At 55.7% G+C, this 17,470-nt stretch carries 12 protein-coding genes; 9 read left to right on the top strand and 3 right to left on the bottom strand.

All coding sequences use genetic code 11. The features are described 5' to 3' along the window. The first annotated feature begins 152 nt into the window (after positions 1–152). The 5 genes from FF011L_RS08635 (at position 153) to FF011L_RS08615 (ending at position 5,949) form a co-directional block, all read left to right on the top strand. A complete protein-coding gene (locus FF011L_RS08635) occupies positions 153–392 on the top strand; it encodes a DUF485 domain-containing protein (protein ID WP_145351226.1) in 240 nt (79 codons plus the stop codon). Then, on the top strand, positions 389–2,359 hold the full coding sequence (locus FF011L_RS08630) for a sodium/solute symporter (protein WP_145351225.1): 1,971 nt from the start codon (positions 389–391) through the stop codon (positions 2,357–2,359). The genes FF011L_RS08635 and FF011L_RS08630 overlap by 4 nt, the downstream gene beginning before the upstream one ends. Before the next feature lie 61 nt (positions 2,360–2,420). Then, positions 2,421–3,455, top strand: coding sequence for a GDP-mannose 4,6-dehydratase (gmd, locus tag FF011L_RS08625; protein ID WP_145351224.1), 1,035 nt, complete (start codon positions 2,421–2,423; stop codon positions 3,453–3,455). 70 nt (positions 3,456–3,525) lie between these two features. Then, positions 3,526–4,698: a class I SAM-dependent methyltransferase gene (locus FF011L_RS08620; protein WP_145351223.1), complete on the top strand. Its 1,173-nt coding sequence runs from the start codon at positions 3,526–3,528 to the stop codon at positions 4,696–4,698. A 123-nt stretch (positions 4,699–4,821) separates the two neighbouring features. Beyond that, complete coding sequence (locus FF011L_RS08615) at positions 4,822–5,949, top strand: GNAT family N-acetyltransferase (protein ID WP_145351222.1); 1,128 nt, start codon at positions 4,822–4,824, stop codon at positions 5,947–5,949. A gap of 241 nt (positions 5,950–6,190) precedes the next feature. Here FF011L_RS08615 and FF011L_RS08610 read toward each other — a convergent pair whose 3' ends face one another. Beyond that, entirely contained in the window at positions 6,191–8,452 is a 2,262-nt protein-coding gene (locus tag FF011L_RS08610) for a hypothetical protein (protein ID WP_145351221.1), read from the bottom strand. Then, positions 8,397–9,728, bottom strand: a complete 1,332-nt coding sequence (locus tag FF011L_RS08605) for a site-2 protease family protein (RefSeq protein ID WP_145351220.1) — start codon at positions 9,726–9,728, stop codon at positions 8,397–8,399. Before FF011L_RS08605 ends, FF011L_RS08610 begins: the two co-directional genes overlap by 56 nt. Before the next feature lie 243 nt (positions 9,729–9,971). On the opposite strand from FF011L_RS08605, the gene FF011L_RS08600 reads away from it, so the two are divergent. From FF011L_RS08600 to FF011L_RS08585, 4 genes are all read left to right on the top strand, one after another. Beyond that, the gene (locus FF011L_RS08600; protein WP_145351219.1) at positions 9,972–12,308 is read left to right on the top strand and encodes a polysaccharide biosynthesis tyrosine autokinase; all 2,337 of its coding nucleotides are present in this window, start codon (positions 9,972–9,974) and stop codon (positions 12,306–12,308) included. 17 nt (positions 12,309–12,325) lie between these two features. Further along, positions 12,326–13,927 carry an undecaprenyl-phosphate galactose phosphotransferase WbaP gene (wbaP, locus tag FF011L_RS08595; protein WP_145351218.1) on the top strand — a complete coding sequence of 534 codons (1,602 nt, stop codon included), beginning with the start codon at positions 12,326–12,328 and terminating at the stop codon, positions 13,925–13,927. A 131-nt stretch (positions 13,928–14,058) separates the two neighbouring features. Beyond that, positions 14,059–14,811: a sensor histidine kinase gene (locus FF011L_RS08590; protein ID WP_145351217.1), complete on the top strand. Its 753-nt coding sequence runs from the start codon at positions 14,059–14,061 to the stop codon at positions 14,809–14,811. Positions 14,812–14,993: 182 nt separating this feature from the next. Next, positions 14,994–16,052 carry a transaldolase family protein gene (locus FF011L_RS08585; protein WP_145351216.1) on the top strand — a complete coding sequence of 353 codons (1,059 nt, stop codon included), beginning with the start codon at positions 14,994–14,996 and terminating at the stop codon, positions 16,050–16,052. 13 nt (positions 16,053–16,065) lie between these two features. On the opposite strand, the gene FF011L_RS08580 is transcribed toward FF011L_RS08585, so the two are convergent. Then, a complete protein-coding gene (locus FF011L_RS08580) occupies positions 16,066–17,424 on the bottom strand; it encodes a phospholipase D-like domain-containing protein (protein WP_145351215.1) in 1,359 nt (452 codons plus the stop codon). Positions 17,425–17,470: the final 46 nt, after the last annotated feature.

Raw genomic sequence — 17,470 nt, 5'->3', positions numbered from 1 at the left:
CTTCCCTGAAAATCGATCGATTCACTTTACTGCAAACGAGTCCACCCTAATCGCCTCACAAACGGTCCCGATTCCGGTTACACTCTGGATCAAAGATTTATCGGTCGCTCGGTTGGAGCGTCCCCACCCAAATGAACTGAAGGCGCCCGCGGATGTCGAAACAGGAGCCCCGGCAGTACAACCAGAGACTTGGTTGGCTGTTGTTTTTCATCTACACAGCAATGTATCTAGGTTTCATGCTGTTGTGTGCATTTGCACCCACGGCGATGGAATGGCGTCCTTTGGGGGGCTTAAACCTTGCGATCCTGTATGGTTTTTTCCTGATCATTGCGGCATTGATTTTGGCTTTGATTTATGGCTTCCTCTGTCGTGCAGAAGGAACTGAAGAATGATTTACGAGTTTTCCTACACGACGGTTGGCATCTTCTTCGCCTTTGTCCTCGTAACAATTGGCATTAGCTTTTGGATGGGTCGCAAGGCGAACTCGTCGGCTGGCTTTTTTACCGCTCATGGTGAAATTCCGTGGGCAGTGAACGGCATTGCCTTCGCAGGCGACTACCTTTCCGCCGCGTCCTTCCTGGGCATTTGCGGGATGATCGCCGCCTACGGTTACGACGGATTCCTCTATTCGATTGGCTACCTAGCCGGCTGGATCGTCGCCCTATTTGTCATCGCCGAACCGATGAAACGGATGGGCAAGTTTACCTTTGCCGACGCTCTCGATGCTCGCTTCAATTCACCGGGCATCAAACTAGCCGCCGGTATCAGCACGCTTGCTGTCAGCGTTTTTTACTTGATCCCGCAAATGGTTGGTGCAGGGACATTAATCCAACCCCTGATGGGTCTGCCTTACTGGGCCGGAGTTGTCATGGTGGGTGCGGTGGTCATCGTGATCGTGATTACCGCCGGCATGGTTTCCACGACCTGGGTCCAATTTTTGAAGGGATCGCTGCTGGTTATCTTTAGCCTTGTGCTAACGGTCATGGTTCTGCAGCGCGGCCTAAACGTTTCCGATGGGGGGACCGATGGGTACGCCCTTCAGCAACTAGGCCCCTTTGACGCCGAGGCACTTGCGGGCAAAGAGATTGACGGCCGTGCCATCCTCCCGGACGAGGACGGCTGGAAAGAGGAATCCTTAGTCCGACTGCAAGACGCCGACGGCGGGTACACGGTTTACGACAAAATTGCCGAAGAAGGAAAAATACTGCTTCGCGAAGCTCAGTCCGTTTCCAAACGGGATGGGAACACGTTCATTGGCGGCCTGCCCCTTGGCGAGGGCGAAGGGGAACGGGTTCTGCACCCGGTGGGCCACGTCACCAAACTTCCCGATGGACAAACCGAGACCGGACCGCTGGGACCGATCGAATTCTTCAAAACGCTTCAAGACAGCGAAGTCGTCCTCTGGGGCAACCGGGTTGTCCGTCACGCCGATGGAACGACGACCGAAGTCTATTTCCAAAAACCGACTGCAGGAAGCCGAATCATGCGTCCGGGCGAGCACCCAAAATTTGCGGGGATTCGTGGCGAAGCGTCGGATGATTCAGGAAAACTTGTCCGCGACCGAATCAACTTCCTCTCCTTAATGCTGGCTCTCTTCTGCGGCACCGCCTCCCTGCCCCATATCCTGATCCGCTATTACACGGTCAAAGACGGCGCAGCGGCCCGCAAGAGCACGATCGTTGGGATCGCAAGTATCGGGTTCTTCTACGTCCTGACGCTGTATTTAGGACTTGGAGCGATGACCAGCGGTGCGTTGGACGTGCAATCGAACAACATGGCGGCTCCGCTACTTGCCCAGAGCCTCAGCCAATTGCTGTTCGCGATTATCTCGGCGATCGCATTTACAACCGTTCTGGGAACCGTCAGCGGTCTGATCCTGGCCTCCAGCGGTGCCGTCGCTCATGACCTCTTGGGCGGGTACTTGGGATGGAAAATGACCGACCATCAACAAGTTCGAATCGCGAAAATGGCCGCCGTCGTCGTCGGAGCGATCGCGATCGTACTTGGAATTTTGTTCCAAAAAATGAACGTCAGCTATCTGGTCGGCTGGGCCTTTAGTGTGGCCGCAAGTGCCAACTTACCGGCGTTGGTCATGCTGCTGTTCTGGAAACGAACGACTCGCCAGGGAGTGATTTCCAGCGTTATCGTCGGCATGGTCAGCTCGCTGGGCTGGATCCTGCTAAGCAGCGATACCTACAAACAGGTTTACGGATGGGATCCGGAACTTGCCTGGGCCCCGTTCACGCAGCCCGGCATCGTCACGATCCCATTGGCGTTCCTCACGCTGATTGTTGTTTCGCTGCTAACATCGCCCGAGCCCCCCGTTTCCGACTCGGGCTTGGCAGCGACTGGAGAATAAGCGTAAGCTGCGGAAATTATACCGCCCGCTAGGGCAAACCCTAACGACGAGAACGGACGAGATGAGCAAGTCGGCATTGATCACCGGGATCACCGGCCAGGATGGCAGTTATTTGGCCGAATTGCTTCTGGACAAGGGTTATAAGGTCCACGGACTAGTGCGCAGAAGCAGCACTTTTTCGACGGAACGGATCGAGCATATCTACTGTGACCCGCATGAAAAAAGCGAGTTGCGGTTGCACTATGGCGACCTAACCGACGGCCAGGCATTGACGAATCTGGTGCTTGAAATCGAACCGGACGAAATCTACAACCTGGGTGCCCAGAGCCACGTTCGGGTCTCGTTCGATCAACCGGTTTACACGCTGCAGACGGTGGGCGTTGGAGCCTTAAATGTTCTTGAAGCAGCGCGTCTGCTGCACGCTCGCAAGCCGGTCCGGGTTTACCAGGCTTCCAGCAGCGAAATGTATGGCGACGTCATGGAGACGCCGCAGCGCGAAACGACTCCGTTCAATCCGCAATCTCCGTATGCTTGTGCCAAGGTTTACGCGTTTCACCAAACGATAAACTACCGCGAAAGCTACGACATGTACGCCTGCAACGGGATTCTATTTAATCACGAATCCGAGCGTCGCGGCGAAACCTTTGTGACCCGCAAAATCACGCGAGCCGCCACCCGGATCAAGATGGGGCTACAGAAAAAACTGTACCTCGGAAACCTTGATGCCAAACGTGACTGGGGCTACGCCAAAGATTACGTGAAAGCGATGTGGGCGATCCTGCAGCAGGACAAACCCGACGACTACGTGATCGCGACAGGGGAAACCCAAACCGTCCGCGCGTTCTTGGAATTGGTTTTTGGACAGTTGGATCTGGACTGGCAACAGTACGTGGAAATCGACCCACGATACTTCCGCCCCGCCGAAGTGGAATTGCTTCTTGGCGACCCCACCAAGGCAAAAGAGAAGCTTGGCTGGACCGCGGAAACCGATCTTCGGGAACTAGCACGCATCATGGTCGACCACGACCTGGACCTCGCCAAACGCGAAGCCCACGCAGCAAGTTTCGCTGGCTCCGACAGCTCTCAGAAGGACTAGCGCTATCGCCTGCCCGCTTACGGATGCCCAGATCGTCGCATCGCTTGCTGGCAATCCCCAGTTAAAAAACGTGGTGTTGGAGTATGCGAAAGCGCCAACTCCGGCAGCCATCAAACGGATGCGCGTGGAGCTCGGCAACGAGGCGACTCGCTGGGTTGGCCAATTCGCTCAGATCTTGCCGAAACTGCAAGACAAACTGGGGGATGGCTTTTGGCTTGGCACCCAAAGGGCCGCCGAACAAGCATCCGATCGCTGGACCGCCCACTACAAAGCGGCTCGCTTCCCAAGCGGGCGATCGATCGTCGATATCTGCAGTGGAGTCGGCGGCGACGCGATCGCGCTCCGCCAGCGAGGTCCGGTTGTGGCCATCGATTCCGATCCGGTGATGGCGGCAGTGGTCGCCTACAACCTCCAGTCCGCGGCCGTCGCCAATACGTACCATTCTGCGGTCGTATGCGTAAAAGCAGAGGATCTGCCTGACTGCTACCAACAGTCTTACGTCCATCTAGACCCGGACCGCCGAGCGGATGAGAAACGTCATTCCGATCCGCAAGGCTACCTGCCCGATTTAGAAACCATGCAACGTTTGGTCGATCGCTCGCTGGGAACGGCCATCAAACTGGCGCCGGCAGCCGAAGTCCCTGACAGTTGGGAAGAGGCAGCGGAACTTGAGTGGATCAGTTGCCGTGGGAGTGTTCGCCAACAAGTCGCATGGTTCGGCGATTTCCCGGAACCGGTCGCTTGCGGCGGTCGACGAGCGACGCGTGTTTACCGCGATCGCGAACCGGTTACCTTCTTCGCCACTGCCGAAGAGTACGCCGCAACGTCCTGGGAACGTGAATACCCCGTCGAAACCGTCGCGTCTGCAGATGCTTGGTTGATCGACCTTGACCCTGCCGTCCGAGCGGCAGGTTTAACGGTTGCATTTGCAGTCGCCCAGAACCTGCAATTGGTTGGCGGACCGGCAGGATTTTTAACTTCCGCCGCCCCTCCGCCCCACCCTCTAGCGGTCGGGTACGAAGTCCTCTGGCGCGGATCAGCCGACATGAAGGCCATTAAGCGTGCAGCCGTCCAGCAAGACGTACGGTTACAAGAAATCAAGGTCCGCGGTTCGGACTTGCGGCCCGAAAAAATCCGCCCGAAACTAGCCGATAAAAAGGGACAACACCGTCCCGAAGCGACGCTACTGATCCACAAGACCTCCGCCGGAATTCAAGCCGCCATTGGCCGACGACAAACCTAAGATCGTCCGTTATTCTGAACGCCTGGCCGTCATTTTTCATTAACAAACGGTCCATCGCACACCTTCCCGTTGCCGGTGGTCCCCTACACAAGACTTCCCCAAAGCCCTGAAAGCGGAACCTCGATGTCTGATGCCCTGCGTTGTTGGCCCGTTGCGACTCGATCCGATCGACGTGCTTTCATGCGCGTCATTAAAGAGCTGTATCAAGGCGATCCAAACTGGGTGCCGCCGATCTGGAAAGTTCAAAAAGAGCTGGTCGGGTTCAAGCCTCACCCGTTTTACGCCGCCGGCGAATGCCAAGCGTTCATCGTTGCCCGTGAAGGTAAGGTGATCGGACGAATCGTGGCGATCATCAATAACGCGCACAACGATCGCTACAAAGAAAAACGCGGCTTTTTCGGGTTCTACGAATGCGCCGATGATGAACAGGCTTCGAACCTGCTGTTCGAAACCGCTGGGGAGTGGCTGAAAGCAAAAGGGATGACCGATGTCCGCGGCCCCGCCAGCCCAAGCCTGAACTACGAGTGCGGCACGCTGATCGATGGATTCGATTCCCCGCCGACATTCATGATCCCTTACAACCCGCCCTACCACGACCGACTTATCAAAGCTGCCGGATTTGAAAAAGCCGAAGACATGTTCAGCTACATCGGTCACGTCGACGACCTGAAAACGCTGGACCCCAAACTGGCTTTCATCCTTGAAGAGGTCAAGAAACGCTTCAACGTTGTCTGCCGACCGATCGACAAAAAACGGTTCAGCAGCGACGTGCGCACTTTTCTTGAAATCTACAACCGCTCGCTCGAAAACACCTGGGGCTATGTCCCGCTGAGTGGCGCAGAAATCGATCATCAAGCCAAAGAGCTGAAGTACATGTTGGTCCCCGAAATGACCAGCATCGCCGAGATCGACGGCAAACCGGTCGGCGCGGGATTCGGATTGCTTGACTTCAATCCGATCATCAAAGAGATCGGCGGAAACATTTTTCCGTTCGGCTGGATCAAATTGTTCACCAAGCGAAAGAACCTAACCCGCGTCCGGTTGATCAGCACCAACGTCATTCCCGAATACCAAAAATGGGGCCTCGGGTTGGTGACGCTGGAACGCATCCTTCCCGATGCGATCGAATTCGGAATCAAGGAAGGCGAATTCTCTTGGGTTTTGGAAAGCAACACGCTTTCACGCAAAACCATTGAACGCGGAGGTGCGACCAAAACCAAAGCGCACCGCATGTACGACAAAAAACTGTAGCCAAAGCGACTGCCCAGCGGCGATCCTACCATGCGATTTCCTTTGGCCTCTGCGAGCGGTTTTCCTCGCGGATCGGCGTAAGCCGATCCGGCAAATGCATTGGCGTTTTCTGGGCGGATTGCCGGACGGCTCGCGCCGTTCCGCTAAGAAGGTGGACGGCATTGGCTGCTCCTACGCCTACCCGCAGTGCGGGCAGGCAAGACTTTCCAATTGCACGATCCACGACATCGCTGCCCTGTGTCTATTGGCCTGCGATGGGGACCGCTTCCCAGCGAATATCGCCTCGGCGCAATCGGGTTTCCCATTTCTTGATGTCCGTTTTTCGCCGTGCGGGATTCTCTTGTTCCGGTTTGAAGAACAAGTTGGTTCCGGTAATCCGCCGTAGCGATTCACTGGCAAGAATCCGCACAGGCATCTGAGGGCTATCAAGCATCGCCACCAGTTCTTCATCCGCTTTGGCTTCCAGCTGTTCGGGGGAATAATCCCACAACAAGCGGAACAAAGTCTGTGCGGCGGCGGCGTCCATCGTCTCGGCATCTTTCTGCAAAGCCTTGGCTGCCGCCGAATTCAAATCCATTCGTTGTTTAAGGGCAGCAACATGGTCTTGGAAAAAGTTCTTCTGGTTTCCCTCGTTAAGGATCCCGTCGGCTCCGAAATAGATATCGCACTTCCCCATCGCACAAAGGGTTTCGGCTGCCAACGCAGCCACTTCGGCTTTGCGAAAACGTGTCGCTTCCCGCAGCCCCAATTCAAGGTCTTGATTGGCGGCCAGCAACTGCAACAGGTTTTGGCGAGCCGATTCGGCAATCGTATCGGGGGCAGGAGTTGCGATCCACGCTGGAGGCGTTTCAAGAGTATCCACCTTCCCTGCTCCTTCGCCGATCTTCTGCCATCGTTGGCCCGTTTCCAACGTGACCTCATCGGCGCCGTTCAAGCGGACCTTTAATGGCCCGGTCACAGCATAGACGTTGACCACTTCCAGCAGGTTTTCCTGAATGCGTGGGTCTGCTCCAGGGCTCCGAAATATCGAAGCTTCAACCGCTGCAGAACCGGATTCGGGTACCAGTTCCAGTTCCCATTGCTGAGTCCCGGTCTGGAAGGGGACGGAAAGATCGGCTTGCAAAGCGGTCACCAGCAGCTTGCCTGTTTCCAGTTCGATTTCAGTGGTTTGCTCGCCTGCATGCAAGCGACTGCGAGTTCCGCCCATCAGCACCAAGTCATACTTTTCAGGGACCGTCAACTGACTGCGAAACGTCGGCGGCGAAAAGACCAACGTCCGATCGGCGACCGGCGATTCGGGGGCAAGTCCGCTCCACTTATTTCCACCGGGAAGCAGACTTAGCAAAAGCCCAAGATCACTTGCCGTCGTCGCGACTCCAACAGGTTGGGGCGGCACTTCGGCCCCCTCCGCAGGCGGTTTCGCTGGGGGCGGTTGCACCGAATCGTCCCCCGGATTCTCCTCCATTTTGCCATCGCGATCCGCTGGAACGGCAGCCACCACGGCATCAGCCGGTTTGGGCGGAGCAACCGTTTCGGCAGGTGGCGGAGGCGATTGCTCCGTCGTTTCCATCGCTGGTGGCGTGATTACGGGAACCGCTGCAGCGGTTTTATCCGGATCGCCCACAGCCGGTTCGTCGGACACTTTATCAGGCGTCACGGCAACCGCGTCGCTTGACGGGGTGTCTGGTTCTTTGGCAGGGTCCGGTTGTTCCGTTTCCAATTCGTCCGGTTCGGTTCCTGGCAGAAGTGGGACCGCATCCTTCCCACTACCCTCAGCAACCTGTTTCCCCGAGTTCGGCAACAGCGGCGAAAAGGCCTGCTTCATCGCAAACAGAAAAACGGCGATCAAAGCGAGCGCCACCAACCAGGGGACGACCCGCGTGGCTCGTATTCGATCCCCGAAGATTTCGCTTGCGTCGGCAGCATTCCATTCACGGCTACCGGCGATCGCTGCCTTTGCGATGCGTTCGTCCCTCAAGCTGTCGCCCAGAGGCGTTCCTTGCTCTTCCTCTTTTAAACGAGTGGCCGCCATGAAGGCTCCCGAATCGGCAGCGCTGACGGGCGTCACTGCGGGATGAGGCGAAACATTCTCGACCGCTCCCTCCTGCGTGACCTGAGCCCCCTGCCCGATCCGATAAATACGGTCGCGAAGCTGCGGCGAAAAATGAGCGGGCTCCTTCAGCACCAACGTCAAAACTTCGTGGGCTCCCGCCGCTTCTGCCATGTGCAGCGGGGATTCCAAACAGGTCCGATCGACTTCGGCCGCCTGCTCGGGAGGAAGAGTACTATCGATATACTCCGCCATGATATTTGGATCGTCTGTCGGCCCGGTTGCTGTTGGCGACAAAGCCGACAGCCGGGGATTCGACAACACGGATTGGATCAATTCCAGCAGCTGCTGCGCATAGCTGCTCGCTTGGACTTTGGCCTGAAGAACTTGTTCGTCCTCAGGGCGTAGTGTCCGGTTTCGTAAAGCTAGTAGGGTTCGTAGTGTCAGTCGCATGTTCGGTTCCTCCACTATTAATAGTGTCTTGAGGTCCCTCCATCCGTGCATCATTCTCTAAAACTTTTTCCGGCGGGTGGTCTGCCGCACCCCGTCGCAAAGATTCTAAAGGCGACAAAAGGTAGGATTCAGGCACCGCCATCGGACCGAAAGGAATCGTACCGGCGAGTGCAGCACGCTGCATCACATTGTCCAGATCAACGATCCCGATCAGACGCCCCTCGGCCGTCACGACCGGCATTTGCCGTATTCCCCGCGAAGGAAGTCGCCCTAAAAGGGAATCGATCCCTTCGTCTGGCGATATCCGGGGAATGTTTCGCTGGGCAATGGTGACGACCGGCTGAGCCCCATGCCCCGCATTCAGTCCGCTGATCAGGTCCTTCAGACTTAACATTCCCAGGCACTCCCCCTCTGGGGAACAGACAGGCATTGTTTCACCCGGAAAATGCTGCCAATGGTGAGCCGCTTGTTCGAGCGATTGATCGATCTGTAAACACAGCTGGTGGGGGATGCGGATCATCACCTGAGAAACCTTCAGCCCGCGCACGGCCTCACCGATCGAGACCTGACGAGCCTCCGACATACCAGCCCAAGCGACAAAAAAGGCGATGAACAGCATCACGTAATACGAATTTAGAATCGCGATCCCCCCCATCAAAAAAGCACACCCCAGCCCGATCCTCGATGCCCACCAAGTGGCCCGAGGATAGTCCATCAGCATCGCCAACAAACTTCGCAGCACCCGGCCGCCGTCCATCGGAAACGCGGGAATCATGTTGAATACGATCAGGGCGACGTTGGCCAACAAAATGATCAATACAAAACCTGCAAACGTGATCTGATCCGTATCGATCGCATCCAAAGCATTGTTAATCGCTCCCATCGGCCCCGTCGTCGCCAGTCCCCAAAGGACCATCCCAACGATTAACAACGAAGCGATCACGACGTTGACCGCTGGCCCGGCAACGGCAATCAGTAATTCCTGAGAGGGCTGGCGAGGCATTCGCTCCAGTCGAGCGACCCCCCCGATCGGCAGCAATGTGATATCTCGCGTCCCCACACCAAAGGCCTTGGCCATCATCGCATGCCCATATTCGTGCAATGTGACGCACAAATAGACGGTCAAAACGATACAGATGGACAGCAATGCATCCTGCCAACGCCCATCATTGCGCATCCGTTCAAGCCCTACCGCCAGCAGCAGCAACGAGAACGTCCAGTGGACATAGAGAGGAATGCCGAAGTAGCGGCCCAGTGGTAAACGGCGGTTCAGCACGAAAAATCCAAGGGGTAAGAATCAACTCAATAAGAAGCGTTTTGATACCTTTTCACTGTAGCCGTGCCATCCCGTAAAAACGACCTAGGCGGCACAACCCTCCCTGAAAAAAAACTAGTTTACGCCGTTTTACGTATTCTCATCTCCTAATGCTTAAAGCAGACTATTTTGACTAGGTAAAAGAGGAAGGTTAGGAGAACCTTGCTCGCCTGCTGCAGAACGACAACTTCCGACAGGAAAAACATGAGTGGTGACAACACCGTTTCCCCACAGCCGAACCTCGATTTCTGGGGGATTCTCCGCCGCCGCTGGCTGATTCTCTTTCTCGGGCTGGCCTTCGGAATCAGTTTGGCAGTCTTTTATGCGTTCGTCGCTCCCAAGGTCTATGCCTCACGCGTTGAGGTCTTGGTCATGCGCAAGGACCCTGGGCTGCCTCAGATGTCCGATTCCCAGACAGGGGCCGCCCCACAGCAAGAGGTCGGAGACGCACTTTTAGCGACTCACATGGAAATCATCCGCAGCCCGCGTGTGATCGGCGATGCCATCGACAATCGTCAGCTTGAAGAGCTGGAATCGATTCGTTCGGAACTGGACCCGGTCTTAGCCAAATTCGATCACCGCCGAGCCGTCGTCAATTACATCATCGAGCAACTGTGGATCGAGCGAGGCGGTCAGGAACTTGCCTATGCGCCGCTAACGTTCGTCGCCGAATTCCGCCACAACGATGCAGCCGACTGCGCATTGGTCCTGTCGGCCATTACAGAATCCTATCAAGACTTCATGGCGGCGACGCTTCAGGATGCCAACAGCGAAGCGACCGGATTGATCCAACAGGCTCGCGATGACCTGACCTTGGAAATCGACCAACTGGAACAGTCCTATCGTGAATTTCGTCGGGGGACGCCGCTGTTAACCCTTGGCCCCGATTCGCTGACCAAGAATCAGATTCGCTTGGCGATGCTGCACAACGAATTGATTCGCCTGCAACTGCGGGAAAGCGAACTGCAAAGCCGAGCTTCGATCCTGGCACGAACCCAAAACGACGAATCGTTGCAAGATTTTTCCGATTTGGAACGATTGGGATTAATCGATAATCGAGATGTCGAACGCTTGGCGTTGTTGGTCAACGTGGAGCGCGGCGACGCGAATTCCGACGAGTCCTTTGTTGCCCAGCAACCGATGCGGACCACGGCCGCGAATACCGAAATGGATAGTTTGCTTTCCCTGAAAGTTCGTCTTCGCGAGGAACGCTCGCGACTGGGGGACGCCCACCCAAAAGTCCAAGACCTACAAGACGCGGTGCAGGACGTCGAACAATTCTTGACCGCCAAACGGGATGCGATCAAACCACTGGCTGACTCGCCAGAAGTCCGCAGCGGAACCTTGGTCAATGCCTACGCGAAGGTTATCGAAAAAGACCTTGAAGACGTCACACAGCGCATCGTTTTCGTCAAAGAGGAGATCGCAAAGGAAGAGAGCGATTCGGTAGACCTGGTGGACGACGAACTACGCGACCAGGAGATCCGCGACGAATTGTTCGCAACCAAACAACTTCAGCTAGCCGTCATCGATCGCCTGCGTCAGTTGAACGTGATGCAGGGATATGGCGGCTTTGTCACCGAGATTCTCCGCGCCCCTGAATTCGGGGAATTGGTCTGGCCCATCATTCCGCTGGTCCTGATCGCAGGACTTTGTTTCGGGTCCATGACCGGCGGCGGCTTGGGGTTACTGATCGATTTGGGCGATCGAAGTTTTCGATCTACCAAAGAAATCGAATCGGCCGTGGGAGCTCCGATGCTGGGAGCCGTTGGAACGATGAAATTCCGCCGCCATCGCGGAATGGACAAAACACTATCGCCGGAATTGGTCGTCTACCACCGTCCCGACTCTTCCGACGCAGAAGCCTACCGCCACCTGCGCACCTCGCTCCTTTTCCGCCCCGGCGGCAAAGAGCTTCGCGTCATCCAAATGACCAGCCCCAATCCAGGCGACGGCAAGACATTAACAACGACAAACCTTGCGGTTTCGATTGCCCAGACGGGGAAACAGGTATTGCTGATCGACTGCGACCTCCGGCGACCGCGTCTGGGGACGCTATTTGGCTTGGAAGACGAAGCAGGACTGTCCAACGTGCTTACCGGCGACACCGAACTAGTCGATTCCATTCACGAGACTCCGATTGAAAATCTTTCGGTGATGCCAAGTGGGTTCCGGCCGTCGAATCCCTCAGAGCTTTTGATGGGCAAAACGTTCTTCGAAATGCTGGAAACGTTGCGTCAGAAGTACGAATACATCCTGATCGACAGCACGCCTTTATTAGCTGTCAGCGAATCGACTTCGCTTGGACAGAAAGTGGATGGGGTGGTCGTTGCTTTAAGAACATCGAATTCTTCGCGGCCGGAAACCGAACGAGCCGTTCAGCGATTGCAGGGCGTAGGGGTGCAGGCGGTCGGGTTTGTCGTCAACGACATCGATCGATTGGCGAAACAAGGTGACGAAGTCGATGCCGGATATGGCTACGAATATGGGGGCCAACGAAAAGTGAATGCCTACTTCCGTGCTCCTCAGTCAAACGGCTAGCAATCAGTCTCCATTTCATGCGTAGCACTCCTATCGATTCATCGATGCATCCAGGAAACAATCCCAGCGAATCCCCCGTGCAATCGGCTCCATGCGCCGCCGGCATCCCATCGTCGGTGGTCCCTGCCCCGCATCATCTCGAAACACCTCCGGCCCGCCTAAACAGTCCCGCATTGTCGGCCGACACCGACGATCGCGGACCGATGCAACAGCGGTACTGGGCGCAGGTTTTACGGACCGCTGGCCCGTTGATGTTCGCCGACATGCTGGCCGTTAGCATCGGTTTCGCAATTTTCTATTCTCTCAGCGACTGGTTTGGGTCAGCGCCGGTAAATCATGGCTTTCTCTTTTGGGCCATTGCCGTTGGCCTGCAATGGGTTTGCTTTGTCGCGGCAGGGCTTTATCCGGCCGCCGGAACTCATCCCGCTGTCGAGCTTCGCCAGTTGACTTTGACGTGGGCAGCGATCGGGATGGTGACCGTTACGTTTTCCTTGTTCCATGGCCAGCCCGATTCGCCTTATCCCTATTTGGCGGCGGGGACCTACTTTTGCGCGATGCTGCTTTCCCCCACCCTGCGCACCTTCCTTCGGGCTTGGGCACGCCGGTATGATTGGTGGGGATATCCGACCCTATTGATAGGCGACGGACAACTGGCCGACCAAGTGGATTCGATTTTCGCCAGCGGTGGTGCCCGTGGTTTGCGACTGCTGGGACGATTTGACGATACCCATCGTTATTGGCAAGAGCCTAACGAGACGCGACTGGAATGGCTGGGAAATTTAGAAGATGTGATTCGGCACGCCAAACAAAAAGGAGTCTATTGGTTGGTGATCGCGATGCCAGACCGCACCGATGCTCAAAGCTTGGCTTGGATTCAGTTTTTCCGCCAACGTTTCCGGCACGTCGTCCTGATCCATACTCGACATGAACTCCCCTGCTTATGGACGCGTCCGCTCGACTGTGGTGGTCTGTCGGCAGTCAAAGTCGAAGAGCGTTTGATGATGCCCGAACAGCAGTTCATCAAACGGGTTCTGGATCTAGCCATGGTGGTAGTATGCAGCCCCTTTCTGATTCCATTACTGGCGACATTGGCGATTTTGGTTCGCATCAGTTCAGGCAGTCCGGTCCTTTACCAAAACACCCGAATCGGGCGAGACGGGCAACCGTTTGGCGCATGGAAATTTCGCACGATGGTTCCCGACGCGGAAAAAATCCTCGCCCAGTACTTAGAATCCAATGCCGAAGCGGCCGCCGAATACGAAAAGAATCACAAACTAAAAATCGATCCGCGGATTACGTTTCTTGGCAAATTTTTGCGAAAGACCAGCCTGGACGAATTGCCTCAGATCTGGAATGTGATCACCGGGGATATGAGCATCGTTGGCCCCCGTCCCATTCAAACCGCTGAAATTGTCAAGTATGGCGATACGTACGATCATTATCTGCGAGTCCGTCCAGGAATCACCGGGATGTGGCAGATCAATGGACGCAACGACACGACCTACGAAGAACGGCTGATGTACGACCGCTTTTACGTCCTCAACTGGTCCCCCTGGCTAGACCTTTATATTTTAGCAAGGACCATAAAATCGGTTTTGAAATGCGAAGGAGCCTACTGAACGGCCTCCGCATGCCGATTCAGCCGCTTGGCAACTGTTCGCACCGCCTCCTGCGGTATATCCTGAGCTTAGCGTCAGTGTCTGCTTTTTGCCCTGACCTTTGTTCTGAACTCTAGCGGGATCGATGCGGCATGGGCGATGACGATTGGCAGTCAAACCGCAAATCGGAAGACCCCGAATCGATTCGCCAAGCCTATGAGGAACTGGCTGAGCTAGCCGGTTCATTGGCTCATGAGATCAAGAACCCGCTCTCGGTCATTCACATGAATGTCGATCTGTTAAGCGAAGAACTGCAGGACTTGGAGGCACCGGTTCGCCAGCGGACGCTTGCCAAAGCGGACATCGTTCGCCAACAGTGCGAGCGGATGGAAAATCTTTTGCGAGACTTCCTTCGTTTTGCTCGACTGCGAAAAATCGATTTGACTCCGGGCAGCCTGAACGAGCAAATCGAACGCGTCCTGACAGCCTATGAAGCCCAAGCCGACGCGTCGCATATCACGCTGGAACGCTACCTCGACCCCGACCTTCCCGCCATCTTGCTGCACAGCGATACGCTGCAGGCCGCATTGATGAATCTGGTGAAAAATGCTTTGGAAGCGATGCAAGAGGGAGGCCAACTGTATGTCCGCACGACCAGCACACGCAGCGGCGTTGCCCTCGAATTGATCGATACCGGACCGGGCATGGAGGATAGCACCGTGATCCATATGTTCGAACCGTTCTATAGCACCAAAAACGGAGGCTCCGGCCTAGGACTTCCGATCGCTCGCAAGATCATCGAAGCCCACGGTGGCGGGATTACGGTCCAGAGCGAGATCGGCCGAGGGACGAAATTCGTCTTGGCGTTTCCGGTCCCGCGACGCTTGGCCGCAAGCAGCCAATAACCGGATCGGTCAGCACATTCCCTTAGAAACATCGGATACACTGACAGAAGGAATGGTTGAGTTACTCAAGTTGAGTTTCTCGAGGAGGGGCCTGGTAAATCAGCAGCCTTTCCCCAAGCAACCGTTTCAAAAAATCAACCCGTTTTGATTTCTCTACCGCTCTCCCCAAAAGGATTTTTTGGATGGCTATCCCGCAAGCACTTCAGTCGTTGATCGATACCGGCACCAAACTGTATTTAGATTCGGTCGAGCCCAGCGAAATTGACCAGAACCTCGCATGGGGAGCTGTCGGAGCGACCTCCAACCCAGCCATCATTTCGGGAATTGTGAAAACAGGCAGCTTGGATTCTGAAATTGAATCGTTGCTTGCCAAGGGATTTGACGACGACGCGATCGCCTGGAAATTGACCGACCAACTGGTACGCCAGGCTCAGGACAAGTTGTTGCCAATCTGGAAAGAGTCAAAAGGGAACGCTGGCTGGGTCAGTTTCGAACTCGACCCGCTGCTTGAAGATCCCGACGAATCGCTCTCCGACGCCGAACGCACCAAACGCTATATCGAACTGGGGAAAAAATGGAGCCAAGGGCATTCCAATCGGATGATCAAAGTGCCAGCCAGTCCCGCCGGCTTGGCGGCTCTTGAAGACCTGGCGGCTGCAGGCGTGACGCTGAATGTGACCCTGATCTTCACGATGGACCAATACGTTGCAGCCAGAGAGGCGATTTGGAAGGGAGCTCAGCGACGAGAAAACCTGAATGGATTCAAGAGCGTTTACAGTATTTTCGTCTCGCGGATTGACGTTTACACCGCTCAAGAAGTCTCCGAATTATCGGCAGACGCTCAGGGCGAAGTCGGAATCCTGAACGCCAAACGGGCCTGGGCAGAGAACCAGAAATTCTGGGCAAACCTTCCTCCTTCGCTGGAACAGGAACTGATTTTCGCCAGCACCGGCGTCAAGACCGAAGGCGACCCACCTTGGCGTTACGTCCAGGCCTTGGCGGGGAGCGACATCCAAACGAACCCACCCGAAACCAACCAAGCCGTCGCTGGCAGCAACGTCCAGTTCACGCGAACCGTGGACCAGTTGCCCTCCGCGGACATCCAAGAAGAAATCGACGCCAAAGTGGATTTCCAGGCGATGCACGATCAGCTGATGGAAGAGGGAATCGCCAAGTTCGTCAAACCGCAGCGTGCCCTGCTTGCGGCAATCGCCGACAAGCGCGCCGCATTGACCACTTAGAGGCCGCGGACAGCTACAACAACCAACGAAAAGTTGGAACCAGTAGCCTTCCCAGCTGCATTTTCAGGCGTCGCGTCGTCGATGCCCCGCACGGACTTGGTTCGAGTAACGCGGGGGATTCGGTCGTGCGAATACCGCTGGCCATCTGCGATTCAATGATTTCGCGAACCTGACGGGCGACGTCTGGGCTGTAAGCGATCATGCCAACTTCCATATTCAAATTGGCAGATCGCTCATCAAAGTTGTAGCTACCGATGACCGCGATGCAGTCGTCGATCACGACCGCTTTATTATGCAAATGTTCGGTCCCTCCGGCTTCATAAATTTCGATACCGGCCTCCAACAAAACGCCCTTGAAGTTCTCGAAATCGGAGTAGGTCGCCAGACGGTCGGTCGTTTGCAGGGAATTGGTGCACAGCACCACGCGGACGCCGCGTCGCCGTGTTTCCAGAATCTGCTCCAAGTCATATCGCGTGAAGACCGGATACGGCGTCTGAATCAGCAGGGAATACTGTGCGTTGTGAATCAATTCCTGCAATCGCCGCTGAACCGTCTTGGCCTGCTTCCCTGTATCCGCCTCGTGAACGAATTCCAGTTCGACATCCGGGTCGCTTTGTTGATTCCAGTCATTCCCGGTCTCCAGTTGCAACATCCCTTCGGCGACAACCGCCTGGAGCGAAGCCTGAAGCAACTGAGCGTAGTCTTGGTCTGACTTTGCCGCACGCCAATGCCGGGACCAATCATCGCGGGTGTTGGGCAACAACCGAAAGATCGATTGCCCGATCAGGTTCATATCTTTCAGCGGTTCCACATGCCCATGATTCCAGATCCATTCGAAATAGTCAGCGGCCCACTCGACAGAGGCCCCCTCAATCACCGCATCACAATCGACAAATCCAGGCGAACGCCGGCCGAAATGGGCATCCTGCAAGTTCCGGCTACCCATTACCAAAGATTGGCGATCGACGATCAACAATTTGTCGTGCATTCTTCGATTCAGCAGAATCGGGTGCAAATTATTCGGCGGTCGATAAACGCAAACTTCGACGCCCTGACTACACAGGTGTTCATGCAGTCCCAGCGGCAACCTGGACATTAATCCATCGACCAACAACCGCACCCGGACGCCTCGCTGAGCGGCCTCGGCCAGCAACTGCAAAACGGCTGCGGGAACGCGTCCGGTATCGACTGCGTAATACGCACAATCGATTTGGTACTCCGCTTGCTGGATCAGATCTGCCCGAGCCTGCAAGGCTTCTTGATGGCCGGGAAGCAAGCGAATTTGATCCGCCAGGGCGTTTTTTGAGCCGGGCCAGCCAAGCCCGATCGCAATGGCGATCGCAGCGAGCAATGTCCGACAGGCAAATCCCATTCAAGACTCACGACGAAAGTTAAAAAAATAGAAAGAGCAAATGCGG

The organism is Roseimaritima multifibrata, from assembly GCF_007741495.1.
Taxonomy (GTDB): Bacteria; Planctomycetota; Planctomycetia; order Pirellulales; family Pirellulaceae; genus Roseimaritima; species Roseimaritima multifibrata.
This window is presented reverse-complemented; position numbering and strand designations above follow the sequence as displayed.